Raw genomic sequence first — 16,632 nt, 5'->3', positions numbered from 1 at the left:
AGACGGCACGGGTACCCTGACGCGGTTGCCGATCGCCGAGCCAGCCGACGGAGACCGTGAGTACTACCACCAGCGCCATGAACAACCAGCACCTGTCCCCGGCCTTCCCGGGACGGGCCCCCTGGGGTACCGCGAACAAGCTGCGCGCCTGGCAGCAGGGCGCGATGGACAAGTACATCGAGACCCAGCCGCGGGACTTCCTCGCGGTCGCGACCCCGGGCGCGGGCAAGACCACCTTCGCGCTCACCCTCGCCTCGTGGCTGCTGCACCACCACGTCGTGCAGCAGGTGACCGTGGTGGCGCCCACCGAGCACCTGAAGAAGCAGTGGGCGGAGGCGGCCGCCCGGCTGGGCATCAAGCTGGACCCGGAGTACAGCGCCGGGCCGCTGGGCCGCGAGTACCACGGTGTCGCCGTGACGTACGCGGGCGTCGGCGTCCGGCCGATGCTGCACCGCAACCGCGTCGAGCAGCGCAAGACCCTCGTGATTCTCGATGAGATCCACCATGCCGGTGACTCCCGGTCGTGGGGCGAGGCGTGCCAGGAGGCGTTCGAGCCGGCGACGCGGCGGCTCGCGCTGACCGGTACGCCCTTCCGGTCGGACACCAATCCGATCCCCTTCGTGACGTACGAGGAGGGGAACGACGGCATCCGGCGCAGCTCGGCGGATTACACGTACGGCTACGGGAACGCGCTGGCCGACGGCGTCGTCCGCCCCGTCATCTTCATGTCCTACAGCGGCAACATGCGCTGGCGGACCAAGGCCGGTGACGAGATCGCGGCGCGGCTGGGCGAGCCGATGACCAAGGACGCGGTCTCGCAGGCCTGGCGCACCGCGCTGGACCCGCGCGGCGAGTGGATGCCGAACGTGCTGCGCGCCGCCGACCAGCGGCTGACGGAGGTCCGGAAGTCGATCCCGGACGCGGGCGCGCTGGTGATCGCGTCCGATCAGGAGCAGGCGCGGGCGTACGCGAAGCTGATCCGGGAGATAACGGGGCACAAGGCGACGCTGGTCCTCTCCGACGACACCGGCGCCTCGCAGCGCATCGACGACTTCTCGAAGTCCGACGACCGGTGGATGGTCGCGGTCCGGATGGTGTCGGAGGGCGTCGACGTGCCGCGCCTCGCGGTCGGCGTGTACGCCACGACGATCTCCACGCCGCTGTTCTTCGCGCAGGCGGTCGGCCGTTTCGTGCGGTCGCGGCGGCGCGGCGAGACGGCCTCGGTCTTCCTGCCGACCGTGCCCATGCTGCTCGGCTTCGCGAACGAGATGGAGGTCGAGCGCGACCACGTGCTCGACAAGCCGAAGAAGGACAGCGAGGAAGACCCGTACGCCGAGTCCGAGAAGGAGATGGACGAGGCGAACAAGCAGCAGGACGAGGACACCGGCGAGCAGGAGCAGTTCTCGTTCGAGGCGCTGGAGTCCGACGCGGTCTTCGACCGGGTGCTGTACAACAGCGCCGAGTTCGGCATGCAGGCGCACGCGGGGAGCGAGGAGGAGCAGGACTACCTCGGTATCCCCGGGCTGCTGGAGCCGGACCAGGTGCAGATGCTGCTGCAGAAGCGGCAGGCGCGGCAGATCGCGCACAGCAAGAAGCGGCCCGCCGAGGAGGCGGACCTGCTGGAGCTGCCTGCCGAGCGCCGCCCCGTGGTCACGCACAAGGAGCTGCTGGAGCTGCGCAAGCAGCTGAACACGCTGGTCAGCGCGTACGTCCACCAGAGCGGCAAGCCGCACGGCGTGATCCACAACGAGCTGCGCCGGGTGTGCGGCGGCCCGCCGAGCGCGGAGGCCACCGCAGGGCAGATCCGGGAGCGGATCAAGAAGGTCCAGGAGTGGGCCACACGGATGCGCTGAGCGTCGGAGGCGTGGCGGCGAAAGGGCGGTCCCCGGGCGGGGGCCGCCCTTTCGCCGGTACGGTACCCCTCACCGGTGTGGCATCAAGTGCCGTCAGCACAGGATCAATGGGGATAGAACGGTCAGTCACGACCGGATTCTGGACGGACTCTTCCGCTGACCGGACTGGCTCGCTACTGTCCCCGTCACGAACACGCCCCGTGGCAGCGCCGCCGCGGAGCGCAGCCGGTTCCACCGACCGGCGGCCTCGTCAGCGCTGCCGCGGGACCGGCAGCGCGACCTCCCCCTAGAGCCGCCACTCACCCGAGGAGGGGGCGTCGTGACCGCGGAGACCTCCCAGACGCTCGACCGAGGACTGCGCGTCCTCAAGCTGCTCGCCGACACCGACCACGGCCTCACCGTCACCGAGCTCTCCCACAAGCTCGGCGTCAACCGGACCGTCGTCTACCGTCTGCTGGCCACCCTGGAACAGCACGCGCTGGTCCGCCGCGACATCGGCGGCCGCGCCAGGGTGGGCCTGGGCGTCCTGCGCCTGGGCCGCCAGGTGCACCCCCTCGTCCGCGAGGCCGCGCTGCCCGCGCTGCGCTCGCTGGCCGAGGACCTCGGCGCCACCGCCCACCTCACGCTCGTCGACGGCACGGAGGCGCTGGCCGTCGCCGTCGTCGAACCGACCTGGACCGACTACCACGTCGCCTACCGGGCCGGGTTCCGGCACCCGCTGGACCGCGGTGCAGCGGGCCGCGCCATCCTCCAGGCCCGGCAGGGCCGTACGGAAGGGGACGGGCTCGCGCTGACCCACGGTGAGCTGGAGGCCGGGGCGAGCGGGGCGGCGGCGCCGCTGCTCGGGGTGAGCGGCATCGAGGGCAGCGTGGGCGTGGTGCTGCTCGCCGACACCGTGCCGGAGCGGGTCGGCGCCCGTGTGGTCGCGGCGGCCAAGGAAGTGGCGGAGGCGCTGCGGTAGACGGCCGGGAGGGTCCCCCGCGGCCGCGAGCCGCGCCGCGGTGGGATCTTCGGTACGGAGGTCATCTAGGGTGGCGGGGTGTCTTCTCGCGCCCGCGCCCTGGCGGTCTGCTCCGCCCTCGTCATCGCGCTCCTCGCCGTCGCCGCCTTCGTGCCGCTGCCGTTCTCGATCGCCTATCCGGGCCCGGCCGCGAACGTCCTGGGCGAGCACAAGGGCGAACCGGTCATCACCGTGCACGGCGCCAAGGCCCGCAAGACCACCGGTGAGCTGCGGATGACGGCCATCGTCGCCACCGGCCCCCAGGTCTCGGCGCGCCTGCCGGAGCTGCTCAGGGGCTGGTTCCGGCGGGACGAGGCGGTGATGCCGCGCGACGCGGTGTACCCGGTCGGCGACAACACCGAAGAGGTGGCGAAGCACAACGCTGCCCAGATGAAGCAGTCGCAGGACGCCGCGGTGGGCGCGGCCCTGCACTACCTGCACCGCTCCCCGAAGGACGTGAAGGTCGACCTGAAGCTGGCGGACGTCGGCGGCCCGAGCGCCGGGCTGCTGTTCACGCTCGGCATCATCGACACCATCGACGGGGACGGCGCGGGCCACGACCTGACCGGCGGCCGGTCCATCGCCGGCACCGGCACGATCACCACCGATGGCAAGATCGGCCCGGTCGGCGGCGTGGCGCTCAAGACCCAGGCCGCGCACCGGGAGGGCGCGAAGTACTTCCTCGTGCCGCGCGACGAGTGCTCCGACGCCCGCGCCAACCTCCCCGAGGACATGCGGCTGATCCCCGTCACCACGCTCTCCGGCGCGGTGGACGCGCTCAAGGCCCTGAACGACGGCGGCAAGGTGCCCAGCTGCTGAGCCCGCTGGGCACCCCGTACCGCCGCAGAGGGCTCAGCCCGCTGCCGTGATGAACCCCTCCGACACCAGCCAGTCCTTGGCGACCTGGTGCGGGTCCTCGCCGTCCACGTCGACCTTGCCGTTGAGCCGCTGCGCCACCTTGTTGTTCAGCGCCTTGGTGATCGGTGCGAGCACGTCGGCGATGGCCGGGTACTTCTTCATCGTCGGCGCGTACATCTGCGGCGCCGCGTTGTAGTTCGGGAAGAAGCGCTTGTCGTCGGTGAGCGTCTTCAGGCCCATCGCCTGGATCCGCCCGTCGGTCGTGTAGACCTCGCCGAAGGTGCAGGTGCCGCCCTTCTTGACCTGGGTGTAGATGACCCCGGCCGACATCCGCTTGACGTTCCCCGGCGGGATCTTCATGCCGTACTTCTTGACCATGCCGGGCAGGCCGTCGTTGCGGGTGGCGAACTCGTTCTCCACGCACAGCGTGACCGCGTCCGGGTCCTCCTTCACCAGCCGGGCCAGGTCCGAGAGGGTCGAGACGCCGTACTTCTTCTGGTCGGAGGGGAGCAGCGCCAGCGCGTAGGTGTTGTTCAACTCCGAGTACGGGAGCCAGACCAGGTCCTTCTTCTTGTCGGCGGCCCGCACCGCCTCCCACTGCTTGCGCTCGTCGGGGATGGGCTCGGTGTGGCCGAGGTAGGTGATCCAGCTGGTGCCGGTGTACTCATAGCTGCCGTCGGCCGTGCCGGAGGTCACCGCCTCGCGGGCGCCGATCGAGCCCTGGATGTTGGTCTTGTCCACGACCGTGGCACCGGCCGCTTTCAGGGCCAGGCCCATGATCTGGCCGAGCACGATCTGCTCGGTGAACTCCTTCGAGGTCACGGTCAGCTCCGCGCCCTTGAGCGGCTGCCCCTGGTAGCCCGCGTCCTCGCCGGGCCTGACCTCGTCGGTCATCGGGCTGCCGCTGACCAGGCCGCAGCCGCCGAGCGCCAGCGCCGCGAGCAGCGTGCCGGCCGCCGCGAGCGCGGTGCCCCGGTACGTACGCCGGTTCCCCATCAGGACGTCCCCTCCAGGCCGCGCGGCCGCAGCAGCAGTTCGGCGAGCGATGCCAGCCAGTCGACCAGCAAGGCGAGCGCCACGGTCAGTACGGAACCCAGGATCAGGACCGGCATGCGCTGGGTGACGATCCCGGCCGAGATCAGGTCGCCCAGGCCACCGCCGCCGCCGAAGGTGGCGAGGGTGGCGGTGCCGACGTTCAGGACCAGCGCGTTGCGGACGCCGGCCAGGATCAGCGGTACCGCCAGCGGCAGTTCGACCTTGGTGAGCACGCCCAGCGGCGACATGCCGACGCCGCGGGCCGCTTCGGTGAGGGTGGGGTCGATGGCCTGGAGCCCGGCGATGGTGTTGGCGAGTACGGGCAGCACGGCGTAGATGACCATGCCGATGATCGCGGCCTGGACACCGACGCCGAGCCAGATGACCAGCAGGACGAGCAGGCCGAGGGCCGGGACGGCCTGGCCGAGGTTGGCCACGGCGATCGCCGCCGGGGTCGCCTTGCGCAGCTTCGCGCGGGTCAGCGCGATGCCCAGCGGGATCGCGATGATCAGTACGAAGAAGGTGGAGACCGCGGTGAGGTAGATGTGCCGGCGCAGCGCCAGCCACACCTTGCCGTCGTCGACGGCCTGGTGGGCGATGGAGTCCAGGTGCGCGCCGCGGAACCACAGCCAGGTGGCGAGCAGCGCGGCGAGCAGGACGAACGGCAGGAAGGTGGCCTTCTGCCAGGTGATCCGGCGCTGCTGCCGCGCGGGCGGCGCGGGCGGCTCCTCCTCGCGTTCGCCGGCGCGTACCTCGTCCCGGAAGGCCAGCCCCATGACCTCGTGCTCGCCCGGCGGCCGGTCCTCGCGCCGGGTCCGCTCCTCGCGCGGGCTCATGCGGAGGCCCCGTGGGCGCTGTCGGTGCCTTCCTGCTCCCGGCGGGTCTGCTGGAGGCGCTGCTCCTCCAGCTCGTGCCGGTGTTCGATGGCGTCCATCCGGTCCGCGTCCAGCAGTTCGTGCACGTTGTTCATCAGCGTCTCCATGTCGACGACGCCGGTGTACTCGCCGCGCCGCCCGGTGACGGCGACCCGGCCCGCGTTGTCGGTGAGGACGGCCTCCAGCGCGTCCCGCAGGGTGGCGTCCCGGGTGACCGTGTCGTGCACGAGCGTGCCGGCCCGGGCGAGCGAGCCCTTGGCGAGCGTGAGGTCGCCGCGGCGCAGCCACTTGTACGGCCGGTTGTGCCGGTCCAGCAGCAGCAGTTCGTTGCTGGCGCCGTCGCGCAGCTTGTCGAAGATGGACTGCAGCGGGTCCTCGATGGTGGCGGTGGGGAAGTCGACGATCTCCACGTCCCGCACGCGGGTGAGGTTCAGCCGCTTCAGGGCCGCGCCCGCGCCGACGAAGCCGGAGACGAAGTCGTCGGTGGGGTTGGTGAGGATCGCCTCGGGGGTGTCGAACTGGGCGATGTGCGAGCGTTCGCGCAGGACGGCGATGCGGTCGCCGAGCTTGATGGCCTCGTCGAAGTCGTGGGTGACGAAGACGATCGTCTTGTGCAGCTCGTGCTGGAGCCGGATCAGCTCGTCCTGGAGGTGGTCGCGGGTGATCGGGTCGACCGCGCCGAACGGTTCGTCCATCAGGAGTACGGGCGGGTCGGCGGCGAGCGCGCGGGCCACGCCGACGCGCTGCTGCTGGCCGCCGGAGAGCTGGCGGGGGTAGCGCCCGTGGAACTCGCGCGGGTCCAGGCCGACCAGGTCCAGCATCTCCTCGACCCGGCTCCTGATCTTCGCCCGGGACCAGCCCACCATCTTCGGCACCAGCGCGATGTTCTGGGCCACCGTCATGTGCGGGAAGAGCCCGGAGGACTGGATGGCGTACCCGACCTTGCGGCGCAGCCGTACGGGGTCGATGCCGGTGACGTCCTCGTCGCCGATGGTGATGCGGCCCGAGGTGGGCTCGATCAACCGGTTGATCATCCGCAGGGTGGTGGACTTGCCGCACCCGGAGGGGCCGACGAGGATCACGATCTCGCCGGCCTTGATGTCCATGGTGACGTCGTCCACCGCCGGCACCGCACTGCCCGGATAGCGCTTGGTGAGGCTTTCCAGCTGGATGGCGGCGCCCGTCGTGGTCTGCTCAGGCACGGATCCCCCTGGGGATGGTCAGGCGTCCGATGAGTACGTACGCGGCGTCGAAGAGGAGCGCGAGGACCACGATGCCGAGGGTCCCCGCGAGGACCTGGTTCAGCGCGTTGGCGCTGCCCAGGGAGGCGATACCGCGGAAGATCTCGTTGCCGAGGCCGGGGCCCGAGGCGAACGCGGCGATCGCGGCGATGCCCATGAGCATCTGGGTGGCGACCCGGATGCCGGTGAGGATGGGCGGCCAGGCGAGCGGCAGTTCGACCTTGAACAGCCGGGCGGCCCGGGACATGCCGATGCCCTTCGCCGCGTCGACCAGCGTGGGGTCCACCCCGCGCAGGCCGACGACGGCGTTCCGGACGATCGGCAGCAGTCCGTAGAGGGTGAGGGCGACGACCGTGGGCGCGACGCCCAGGCCGACGATGGGGATGAGCAGGCCGATCATGGCCAGCGAGGGGACGGTCAGGATCGTGGCCGTCGTGGTGGTGGCGAGATTGCCCACCCACTCGCTGCGGTACGTGAGGACCCCGACGAGCACCCCGATGACGGTGGCGAGGACCATGCACTGGAACACCGCGCTGGCGTGCTGATACGTATCGATCAGCAGCTGGGTGTGCCGACCTGAGACGTATTCCCAGAAGCTCACTCGGGGTCTCCTCGGTCAGTCCCCCGACGCCTGTTGCACCAGGGGGATGATGCGCAGGCGGACCGGATTCTCCATGACAATCGCAGTCGAAGCCCGCATGATGCCATCAAAGCCGACAACCCGGTCGATGACACGTTGCAGATCGGCGTTGGAACGTGCAACCAATCTGCAGAGCATGTCCCCATGTCCCGTCGTTGTATGCAGCTCAAGGACCTCAGGGACGGTTGCCAAATGATTACGAACGTCGGCGCCCTGACCCTGTTTGATCTCCAGTGTGGCGAAAGCGGTCACCGGATAGCCCAACGCCGCCGGGTCCACGTCGGGGCCGAATCCCCGGATCACTCCATTCGACTGAAGGCGGTCCAGCCGGGCCTGCACCGTGCCGCGCGCCACCCCCAGCCGACGGGACGCCTCCAGTACGCCGATCCGCGGCTCCGCCGCGAGCAGTTCGATGAGCCGCCCGTCCAGTCGGTCGATCGCCATATGCCGCCTCTCCATGGGTCTGACGGTGGTCATGATGTACAGATCGCCCGACGATACCCGCGAGTCGGTGGCCATGTTGTCCAGTCGAAACGCAAACTATTGCGCACCTTGTGGATCAGAGAGAGCCTGCCGCCATGACTGAGACCATCGATCATTCACCTGGTACGGCAGCGCAGGCGGACCCCTTCCCGGTGAAGGGGATGGACGCCGTCGTCTTCGCCGTCGGCAACGCCAAGCAGGCCGCGCACTACTACGCCACCGCCTTCGGCATGAAGCGGGTCGCCTATTCGGGTCCGGAGAACGGCAGCCGCGAGACCGCCTCCTACGTCCTGGAGTCCGGCGGCGCCCGCTTCGTCTTCACCTCCGTCATCAAGCCCTCGACGGACTGGGGACGCTTCCTCGCCGATCACGTCGCCGCGCACGGTGACGGCGTGATCGACCTGGCCATCGAGGTGCCGGACGCCCGCGCCGCGTACGCCTACGCCGTCGAGCACGGTGCGCGCGGCATCGAGGAGCCGTACGAGACCAAGGACGAGCACGGTACGGTCGTGCGCGCGGTCATCGCGACGTACGGCAAGACCCGGCACACCCTGGTCGAGCGGTCCGGTTACGACGGCCCGTACCTGCCGGGCTTCGTCGCGGCCGACCCGATCGTCGAGCCCCCGGCGAAACGGTTCTTCCAGGCCATCGACCACTGCGTCGGCAACGTCGAACTCGGGAAGATGAACGAGTGGGTGGCCTTCTACAACAAGGTCATGGGCTTCACGAACATGAAGGAGTTCGTCGGTGACGACATCGCCACCGAGTACTCCGCGCTGATGTCCAAGGTCGTCGCGGACGGCACCCGCAAGGTCAAGTTCCCGATCAACGAGCCCGCGATCGCGAAGAAGAAGTCGCAGATCGACGAGTACCTGGAGTTCTACGGCGGCGCCGGCGTCCAGCACATCGCGCTCGCCACCAACGACATCGTCGCCACGGTGCGCTCGATGCGCGCGGCCGGCGTGGAGTTCCTGGACACCCCCGACTCGTACTACGACACCCTCGGCGAGTGGGCGGGCGAGACCCGGGTCCCCGTCGAGACGCTGCGCGAGCTGAAGATCCTCGTCGACCGGGACGAGGACGGCTACCTGCTGCAGATCTTCACCAAGCCGGTCCAGGACCGCCCGACCGTCTTCTTCGAGATGATCGAGCGGCACGGCTCGATGGGCTTCGGCAAGGGCAACTTCAAGGCCCTCTTCGAGGCGATCGAGCGCGAGCAGGCCAAGCGCGGGAATCTGTGACCGCGCGGCCGGGTCCGGGTGTTCCGCCCGGGCCCGGCGGAACGCAACGCACGGCGGAAAGTCACTTCCACGATCTTCCGTGTATGCAACATAGATGCAAGGCTGACGCCATGGACCTCATCGCACAGCTGCGCGCCGGACTCCCCCAAGAGGCGGTCCTCACCGACCCCGACGTCACCGGCTCCTACGCCAACGACATGGCCAGCTTCTGCGAAGCCGGCACCCCCGCCGTCGTCGTCCTGCCGCGCACCGTCGAGCAGGTCCAGCACGTCATGCGCACCGCCACCGCGCTGCGCGTACCCGTCGTCCCCCAGGGCTCCCGCACCGGCCTGTCCGGCGCGGCCAACGCCTCCGACGGCTGCATCGTGCTCTCGCTCACCAAGATGGACCGCATCCTGGAGATCAACCCCGTCGACCGGATCGCGGTCGTCGAGCCCGGCGTCATCAACGCCACCCTCTCCCGGGCCGTGAGCGAGCACGGCCTGTACTACCCGCCGGACCCCTCCAGCTGGGAGATGTGCTCCATCGGCGGCAACATCGGCACCGCGTCCGGCGGCCTGTGCTGCGTGAAGTACGGCGTCACCGCCGAGTACGTGCTCGGCCTGGACGTCGTGCTCGCCGACGGCCGGCTGCTGCAGACCGGCCGCCGCACCGCCAAGGGCGTGGCCGGCTACGACCTCACCCGGCTCTTCGTCGGCTCCGAGGGCAGCCTCGGCGTCGTCGTGCGCGCCGTGCTCGCGCTCAAGCCCGAGCCGCCGCAACAGCTCGCGCTGGCGGCGGAGTTCCCCTCCACGGACGCCGCCTGCGCCGCCGTCTGCGAGATCATGGCCCGCGGCCACGCCCCCTCGCTGCTGGAGCTGATGGACCGTACGAGCATCCGCGCGGTCAACGCGATGGCCAAGATGGGGCTCCCGGACTCCACCGAGGCGCTCCTCCTCGCCGCCTTCGACACCCCGGACCCGACCGCCGACCTGGCCGCCGTCGGCGCGCTCTGCGAGGCGGCGGGCGCCACCCAGGTCGTCCCCGCCGAGACCGCGGCCGAGTCCGACATGCTGCTCCAGGCCCGCCGGCTCACCCTCACCGCCCTCGAAGCGGTGAAGACGGCCACCATGATCGACGACGTCTGCGTACCCCGCTCCAAGCTCGCCGACCTGCTCAACGGCTGCGCCGCCATCGCCGAGAAGTACGACCTCACCATCGGCGTCTGCGCGCACGCGGGCGACGGCAACACCCACCCCACCGTCTGCTTCGACGCCGCCGACCCCGACGAGTCCCGGCGGGCCCGCGAGTCCTTCGACGAGATCATGGGGCTCGGCCTGGAGCTGGGCGGCACGATCACCGGCGAACACGGCGTCGGCATACTCAAGAAGGAGTGGCTGGCCCGCGAACTGGGGCCGGTTTCCCTGGAATTGCACCGCGGCATCAAGCAGGTCTTCGACCCGCACGGCCTGCTGAACCCCGGCAAGGTCTTCTGAATTCCGGCGAGTTCCGCTGAGGCCCCGGCCGCCGGGGAGCGGGCGTTGTCAGTGGCGCGCCGTACAGTCATGCCATGGACGACGCACTGACCTGGGTGGCGCTGATCCTCGCGATCGTGCTGCTGCTCAACTCCCTCTCCGACACCCGCACAAGGCGGCTGGAGCGCCGGCTGCGCGAGACGGAGCGCCGCCTGGACCTCCTCCTGGCGCACCACGGCATCGCCGACGACCGCCCCGAGCTGGCCGAGGTCGACGACCTCCTCCGCCGGGACCGCAAGATCGAGGCGATCAAGCGGTACCGGCAGCTGACGGGCGCCGGTCTCGCCGAGGCCAAGGAGGCCGTCGAGGCGCGAATACGCTGACCCGCTCCCCGGCCCTGTGGCCGGGGCGTGCCCGCGGGCGGAGGATGGGCACGACGACCGTCCACCGCCGGGAACAGCCGGACGCAGGGAGCGAGAGCGCTGATGGCACAGACCGCAGAACCCGCAGGGAAGAGCAGGGAGTACGACGTCGTGGTGCTGGGCGCGGGCCCGGTCGGTGAGAACGTCGCCGACCGTGCGCACGCACTCGGCCTGAGCGCCGTCATCGTCGAGAGCGAGCTGGTCGGCGGCGAGTGCTCGTACTGGGCGTGCATGCCGTCCAAGGCACTGCTGCGTCCGGTCACCGCGCGCGCCGACGCCCGCCGCGTCCCGGGACTTCCCGAGGCCGCGGGCGGGCCGCTCGACGCCCGCGCCGTCTTCGCCCACCGGGACGCCTTCACCTCGCACTGGAAGGACGACGGCCAGGTCGAGTGGCTGGACTCGGCCGGCATCGACCTCGTACGTGGCAAGGGCCGGCTGGCCGGACCCAAACGGGTGATCGTCGACGGCGGCGTGGAGCTCACCGCCCGGCACGCCGTCGCGGTCTGCACGGGCAGCAGCGCGGCGCTCCCCGACCTGCCGGGCCTGGCCACGGCCGAGCCCTGGACCAGCCGCGAGGCGACCAGCGCGCAGAAGGTGCCGGACCGGCTCGCGGTCGTGGGCGGCGGCGTGGTCGCCGTGGAGATGGCGACCGCCTTCCAGGCACTCGGCTCCCGGGTCACGATGCTCGTACGGGGCTCCGGCCTGCTGGCCCGTATGGAGCCGTTCGCCGGTGAGCTGGTCGCCGAGGCCCTGAAGGAGGCCGGTGCCGACATCCGCTGGGACACCTCGGTCGAGGAGGTGCACCGCCCCGACCCGGCGGGACCGGTCACCCTCACCCTGGGCGGCGGCGACCGGATCGAGGCCGACGAGGTGCTCTTCGCCACCGGACGCGCGCCGCGCACCGACGACCTCGGCCTGGAGAGCGTGGGCCTTACGCCGGGCAGCTGGCTGGAGGTGGACGACAGCTGCCGGGTCACGGGGGTCGACGGGGGCTGGCTGTACGCGGTCGGCGACGTCAACCACCGGGCCCTCCTCACCCACCAGGGCAAGTACCAGGCCCGGATCGCGGGCGCGGCCATCGCGGCCCGCGCCCAGGGCACACCGGAGCTGGAGACCGGCCGCTGGGGCGCGCACGCCGCGACGGCCGACACCGCCGCCGTCCCGCAGGTCGTCTTCACCGACCCGGAGGCGGCCTCGGTCGGGCTGACCGCCGAGGAGGCCGGGCGCGCGGGGCACCGCGTCCGCAGCGTCGACGTCGACCTGGGCGGCGTGGCGGGCGCGAGCCTGTACGCGGACGGGTACCGCGGCCGTGCCCGGATGGTCGTCGACCTGGACCGGGAGGTGCTGCTCGGCGTCACGTTCGTCGGCCCGGGCGTCGGTGAGCTGCTGCACTCCGCGACCGTCGCCGTGGCCGGTGAGGTGCCGCTCTCCCGCCTCTGGCACGCCGTGCCCGCGTACCCGACGATCAGCGAGGTGTGGCTGCGGCTGCTGGAGACCTACCGGGGCTGAGGCCCGGGGCGGACGACGGCGTGCCGGGGCCGGAGCCCCGGCGGACGGCCGTCAGAGGAGGTCCGGGTCGCCGGTCATGGCACCGGCGATCCGGAGGTGGCGGGCCGCCTCGTCGGGACGGCCCTGCCGCTGGAGGGTGCGGCCCAGCATCAGCTGGGCGTAGCTCTCGACCGGGTCCCGCTCCAGGACCGCGCGCAGCTCCGTCTCCGCACGCCACAGCTGCGCGGAGTGGTAGTAGGCGCGGGCCAGCAGCAGCCGCGGCGCGACCAGCTCGGGGACCTCGTCGACGAGGCCTTCGAGGATGTGCGCCGCGGTCGTGTAGTCCTTGGCGTCGAAGAAGAGCCCCGCACGGTCCCAGCGCTCGGCGGGGGTCCCGTGCGTGTAGTACGTCTCGGTCATGGTCTCGGCAACGCCCGGATTCGGTTGAACATTCCACCAACTCTCGGGGTGGCGCCGTACGCCCTACGCGCCGCCCTCGGGCGACTCGTCCGACGGCCACGGGTCGCGCAGCCACAGGTCGTCGCGCGCGGCCGGCGCCAGCAGTTCGCTCAGGCCTTTGTCGATCCCGAGGTGCTCCTCCTCGGTGCCCGGCGGCACCACCCGCAGCGTGCGCTCCAGCCACGCCGACACCGCGGTGGCCGGGGCCTCCAGCAGCGCGTCGCCGTCCGGCGAACTCAGCGCCATGCAGACCAGGCTGCGGCCCTCGACCTTGGTCGGCCACACCCGCACGTCACCGTGGCCGCACGGCCGGAACACCCCCTCCACCAGCAACTCGCGGGCGAACGTCCAGTTGACGGGGGAGTCGGAGCCGATGTGGAAGGCGACGTGTACGGCGTAGGGGTCGTCGGTCCGGTAGGTGAGCCGGGCGGGCACCGCGACGCTGCGCTCGGGCGACAGCACCAGACCCAGTTCCAGCTCTCGTTCCACCACGGTGTGCATGTGTCACGCCTCTCTACGTTCCTGTGCGGACGCCCCGTGAACAACCGCCCGCACAGGGATAGAGGCCGTAGCCCCCGGACCATTACGCGACTTCGTACAACTTTTTTCGCACCCCTCTTCCGAGGGGCAGGAGCCGGGACATACCCGGCGACCACCCCCCGTCTGATAGATGTGGACGCTGCGTTGCGGCAGACTGCACTAGCCCCACCCGCCCCCAGCAGGCCGAGCACAGATACGGGATTTTGGACATGAGCGCGCCTTCGTCAGGATCCGCCGGCGGCAGCCCCACGCCTGGCTACTACCCGGATCCGTCCATCCCCGGCTACATCCGGTACTGGAACGGCGCCGCCTGGGTGCCCGGTACCAGCCGCCCGGCGCCCGCCGACGGCGAGCCGATGCCGGCCCCGCCGCCGGGTGCCGCCGCCCCGCCCCCGGCGGCGCCCGCTGCCGATCAGCCGTCCACCGCCGAGGAGACCGGCCCGGTCTTCTTCGACGAGGAGGAGGACTCCGGACAGGTCGACGGGCAGGCCCCCGAGGCGGACGCGCTCGCGGTGCGTGAGCGCGGCGAGGTGGACGCGGCGTCCGCCGCCGACTGGGACGACCCGCGCCGGCTGCACGGCAACAGCCCCGAGTCGGCCGCCTCGTGGCAGGCCGACACCGCCCACCAGGCCGGCTTCGGCGGCGAGCAGGACCGCCGGGTGTCCTGGGGCGCGGTCCCGCCGCAGCGTGAGGGCGCGCCCGCCGGGGCCCAGCCGTGGGGCGACGCCGCACCGGAGGGTGCGGCGGGCGCCGCGCAGGAAGGTTCCGGTGCCGCCGCCGCGCCCGCAGCGCGGAGCGGCGAGCGTACGGACGGCGGGCGGACCGGCGGCGAGCGGCCGGCCGAGGGCGCCGCGCAGGCCCCGGCCGGCGTCCGGAGCGAGGGCACCATGGCGATCCGTGCGGTCGGTCCCGGCGCGCCCGTCGCCGACGGCACGATGGCGATCCGCCTCGACCGGCCGGGCCAGGACCCGTCGGCCCCGCCCGCCGCCTCGCCCGCCCCGCAGCCCCCCGTTCAGCAGACACCGGCCCAGCAGTCGCCGGCCGCCCAGGCGCAGCCGTCGGCGTCCGGCTACGGCTATCCCCAGCAGGGCGCCCCGTCGTTGCCCGGCCAGGGCGGTTACGGCTACCCGCAGCCCAGCCCGTCGGCGCCCCAGCAGGCCGGTCCCGCCGCACCGCAGCAGGGCGGGTACGGCTATCCGCAGCCGGGCCCCGCGGCCCCCCAGCAGAGCGGCTACGGCTACCCGCAGCCGGGCCCGTCGGCGCCCCAGCAGTCCGGCCCGCAGGCCGCGCAGCAGGGCGGCGCCCCCGAGGGCGTCATCCCCTGGAAGCCGCCGGCCGACAACCCCTTCCTCCAGGCCGCACAGGCCCAGGGGCGGCCCGCCTCCCTCGGCCGCCGGGTCGCCGCCCGGCTGATCGACACGCTCGTGCTGTGCGCGCTGCTCGCGGGGGTCGCCGTACCGCTGTGGAGCGCGGCGGCCGACCACATCGACGCCAAGGTCGAGGCGGCGAAGCAGTCCGGCGTGCAGACCACGGTCTACCTCCTCGACGGCACGACCGGCGGCTATCTGGCCATCGTGGTCGCGGTGCTGCTGGTCGTCGGCCTGCTCGTCGAGGCGTTGCCCACCGCCAAGTGGGGGCACACGCTCGGCAAGAAGCTCTGCGGCGTGCGGGTGCTGGACATCGAGGGCCACGACATCCCGGAAACGGGCGCCGCGGTCAAGCGCTGGCTCGTGTACGGCGTATTGGGCGTGCTGGCCGTCGGCGTGGTGAACGCCCTGTGGTGCCTGTTCGACCGCCCCTGGCGGCAGTGCTGGCACGACAAGGCGGCCCGGACGTTCGTGGCCGAGGGCTGAGCCCGCACGCAGCCGTGCGCGCCGGAGTGCCGGGGCGCTCCGGCGCGCGGGACGCGCAACTCTCCGGGCCGCCGCACTTCCCCCGAACGGCGCACGCCGGATGCGGCGACCGGTGGTACGCGGTCGACTCGGGCCATGAGTACCGACCAGCCGAGGCCCGGATCCGGTGAACCGCCGGAAGACGACCCGTTCCTCAAGAAGCCGCAGCGCCCGCGGGAGCCAGGCGGCGACCCGTACGGCGGCGCGCCCCAGGGCCCCTACGGAGGCGGCCCTTACGGCGGGGGCCCGCCGCCCGGCGGAGGCCCGTACGGTGGCCCGCCCGGCGGTGGGCCCTACGGCGGCCCGCCCGGCGGTGGCCCGTACGGCGGCGGTGATCCCTACGGTGCTCCCGATCCGCTCGCCGGGATGCCGCCGCTCGCGGGCCGCGGCCGGCGGCTGGTCGCGCGGATCATCGACGGCATCCTCATCGGCGTGCCGGTCGGTCTGATCATGTGGTTCATCGTGGGCGGTGTGGACTACACCGCGGCGAACGAGAGCGGCAAGCAGAGCGTGGTCTCGGGCGTCACGATGCTGGCCTATCTGATCTACGAGGGCGTCATGCTCACCAGCCGCGGCCAGACCGTCGGCAAGATGGCCATGAAGATCAGGGTGGCGATGCTGGAGAACGGGTCGATCCCCACGGCCCAGGCGGGCTGGGTGCGTGCCGCCGTCTACACCCTGCCCGAGGTCATCCCCTGCTGCGGCACGATCTTCTGGCTGCTCAACGTCCTGTGGTGCACCTGGGACAAGCCGTACCAGCAGTGCCTGCACGACAAGGCGGCCCGCACGGTGGTGGTCTCCACCGCCTGACCGCCCTCGCGTCCTACCGGGAGTGTTCGCCGACCCGGGCCTCGGCAGGCCGGGTCGGCGACGTACGCCGCCCCGCGAAGCCTTCGGGCCGCACCTGCGGGGCGGCGACGCGCATCCGGCGGGCCCGCGCGGCGCGCGGCAGCGGCGCCGTGACCGCGACGAGGAGACCGAGCCCCAGCCCGGCGATGGCGATCACCGCGACACCGATGCCCGTCCTGGTCTGCGAGAGCAGCAGCATGGCGAGGGTGGAGAGTACGACGGTGGCCGAACCGTAGGCGAGCTGTGCGGCAGTCGGTCGAGGCATGGCGGGTCCGTCCTCGGAAGCAGCGGGGTGTGAGTCG

Annotated in this window: 17 protein-coding genes; 9 read left to right on the top strand and 8 right to left on the bottom strand. The window is 71.9% G+C overall.

Annotated elements, in window-relative coordinates; all coding sequences use genetic code 11:
* Positions 1-77: 77 nt before the first annotated feature.
* From AAC944_RS14695 to AAC944_RS14685, 3 genes are all read left to right on the top strand, one after another.
* Positions 78-1,853 (top strand): DEAD/DEAH box helicase, encoded by a 1,776-nt coding sequence (locus tag AAC944_RS14695; protein ID WP_030614428.1) that lies wholly within the window; start codon positions 78-80, stop codon positions 1,851-1,853.
* Positions 1,854-2,172: 319 nt separating this feature from the next.
* Positions 2,173-2,814: an IclR family transcriptional regulator gene (locus AAC944_RS14690; protein WP_030614424.1), complete on the top strand. Its 642-nt coding sequence runs from the start codon at positions 2,173-2,175 to the stop codon at positions 2,812-2,814.
* 78 nt (positions 2,815-2,892) lie between these two features.
* Complete coding sequence (locus tag AAC944_RS14685; RefSeq protein ID WP_030614421.1) at positions 2,893-3,672, top strand: YlbL family protein; 780 nt, start codon at positions 2,893-2,895, stop codon at positions 3,670-3,672.
* Between the two features lie 33 nt (positions 3,673-3,705).
* On the opposite strand, the gene AAC944_RS14680 is transcribed toward AAC944_RS14685, so the two are convergent.
* Genes AAC944_RS14680 through AAC944_RS14660 form a run of 5 tightly spaced genes read right to left on the bottom strand, consistent with a single transcriptional unit; the run spans position 3,706 to position 7,946 of the window.
* Complete coding sequence (locus tag AAC944_RS14680) at positions 3,706-4,707, bottom strand: glycine betaine ABC transporter substrate-binding protein (protein WP_030614418.1); 1,002 nt, start codon at positions 4,705-4,707, stop codon at positions 3,706-3,708.
* Complete coding sequence (locus tag AAC944_RS14675) at positions 4,707-5,582, bottom strand: ABC transporter permease (RefSeq protein WP_030614415.1); 876 nt, start codon at positions 5,580-5,582, stop codon at positions 4,707-4,709. The genes AAC944_RS14680 and AAC944_RS14675 overlap by 1 nt, the downstream gene beginning before the upstream one ends.
* Positions 5,579-6,823 carry an ABC transporter ATP-binding protein gene (locus tag AAC944_RS14670; protein ID WP_030614412.1) on the bottom strand — a complete coding sequence of 415 codons (1,245 nt, stop codon included), beginning with the start codon at positions 6,821-6,823 and terminating at the stop codon, positions 5,579-5,581. Before AAC944_RS14670 ends, AAC944_RS14675 begins: the two co-directional genes overlap by 4 nt.
* A complete protein-coding gene (locus AAC944_RS14665) occupies positions 6,816-7,463 on the bottom strand; it encodes an ABC transporter permease (protein ID WP_030614410.1) in 648 nt (215 codons plus the stop codon). Before AAC944_RS14665 ends, AAC944_RS14670 begins: the two co-directional genes overlap by 8 nt.
* 15 nt (positions 7,464-7,478) lie before the next feature.
* Positions 7,479-7,946: an Lrp/AsnC family transcriptional regulator gene (locus tag AAC944_RS14660; RefSeq protein WP_030614406.1), complete on the bottom strand. Its 468-nt coding sequence runs from the start codon at positions 7,944-7,946 to the stop codon at positions 7,479-7,481.
* A 134-nt stretch (positions 7,947-8,080) separates the two neighbouring features.
* Between AAC944_RS14660 and hppD the strand changes: the two genes are divergently transcribed.
* The 4 genes from hppD (at position 8,081) to AAC944_RS14640 (ending at position 12,611) form a co-directional block, all read left to right on the top strand.
* A complete protein-coding gene (gene hppD / locus AAC944_RS14655; protein WP_030614405.1) occupies positions 8,081-9,226 on the top strand; it encodes a 4-hydroxyphenylpyruvate dioxygenase in 1,146 nt (381 codons plus the stop codon).
* Between the two features lie 110 nt (positions 9,227-9,336).
* Entirely contained in the window at positions 9,337-10,701 is a 1,365-nt protein-coding gene (locus AAC944_RS14650; protein WP_030614403.1) for an FAD-binding oxidoreductase, read from the top strand.
* 74 nt (positions 10,702-10,775) lie between these two features.
* Positions 10,776-11,063: a ribosomal protein L7/L12 gene (locus tag AAC944_RS14645; protein ID WP_030614401.1), complete on the top strand. Its 288-nt coding sequence runs from the start codon at positions 10,776-10,778 to the stop codon at positions 11,061-11,063.
* Between the two features lie 102 nt (positions 11,064-11,165).
* Entirely contained in the window at positions 11,166-12,611 is a 1,446-nt protein-coding gene (locus AAC944_RS14640) for a dihydrolipoyl dehydrogenase family protein (RefSeq protein ID WP_030614399.1), read from the top strand.
* A gap of 51 nt (positions 12,612-12,662) precedes the next feature.
* On the opposite strand, the gene AAC944_RS14635 is transcribed toward AAC944_RS14640, so the two are convergent.
* Together AAC944_RS14635 and AAC944_RS14630 are read right to left on the bottom strand one after the other, a co-directional pair.
* Positions 12,663-13,010 carry a tetratricopeptide repeat protein gene (locus tag AAC944_RS14635; RefSeq protein WP_030614397.1) on the bottom strand — a complete coding sequence of 116 codons (348 nt, stop codon included), beginning with the start codon at positions 13,008-13,010 and terminating at the stop codon, positions 12,663-12,665.
* A gap of 63 nt (positions 13,011-13,073) precedes the next feature.
* Positions 13,074-13,550 carry an SsgA family sporulation/cell division regulator gene (locus AAC944_RS14630; protein WP_030614394.1) on the bottom strand — a complete coding sequence of 159 codons (477 nt, stop codon included), beginning with the start codon at positions 13,548-13,550 and terminating at the stop codon, positions 13,074-13,076.
* A gap of 248 nt (positions 13,551-13,798) precedes the next feature.
* Here AAC944_RS14630 and AAC944_RS14625 point away from each other — a divergent pair, with 248 nt between their 5' ends.
* Together AAC944_RS14625 and AAC944_RS14620 are read left to right on the top strand one after the other, a co-directional pair.
* Positions 13,799-15,442, top strand: coding sequence for an RDD family protein (locus tag AAC944_RS14625; RefSeq protein ID WP_030614391.1), 1,644 nt, complete (start codon positions 13,799-13,801; stop codon positions 15,440-15,442).
* A gap of 135 nt (positions 15,443-15,577) precedes the next feature.
* Positions 15,578-16,291, top strand: a complete 714-nt coding sequence (locus AAC944_RS14620) for an RDD family protein (protein ID WP_030614386.1) — start codon at positions 15,578-15,580, stop codon at positions 16,289-16,291.
* Between the two features lie 13 nt (positions 16,292-16,304).
* On the opposite strand, the gene AAC944_RS14615 is transcribed toward AAC944_RS14620, so the two are convergent.
* Complete coding sequence (locus AAC944_RS14615; RefSeq protein ID WP_030614384.1) at positions 16,305-16,595, bottom strand: hypothetical protein; 291 nt, start codon at positions 16,593-16,595, stop codon at positions 16,305-16,307.
* Positions 16,596-16,632: the final 37 nt, after the last annotated feature.

This window comes from Streptomyces sclerotialus (genome assembly GCF_040907265.1).
Lineage (GTDB): Bacteria > Actinomycetota > Actinomycetes > Streptomycetales > Streptomycetaceae > Streptomyces > Streptomyces sclerotialus.
The sequence above is the reverse complement of the archived record's forward strand: the minus strand, read 5'-3'. Positions and strand labels throughout refer to the sequence as shown.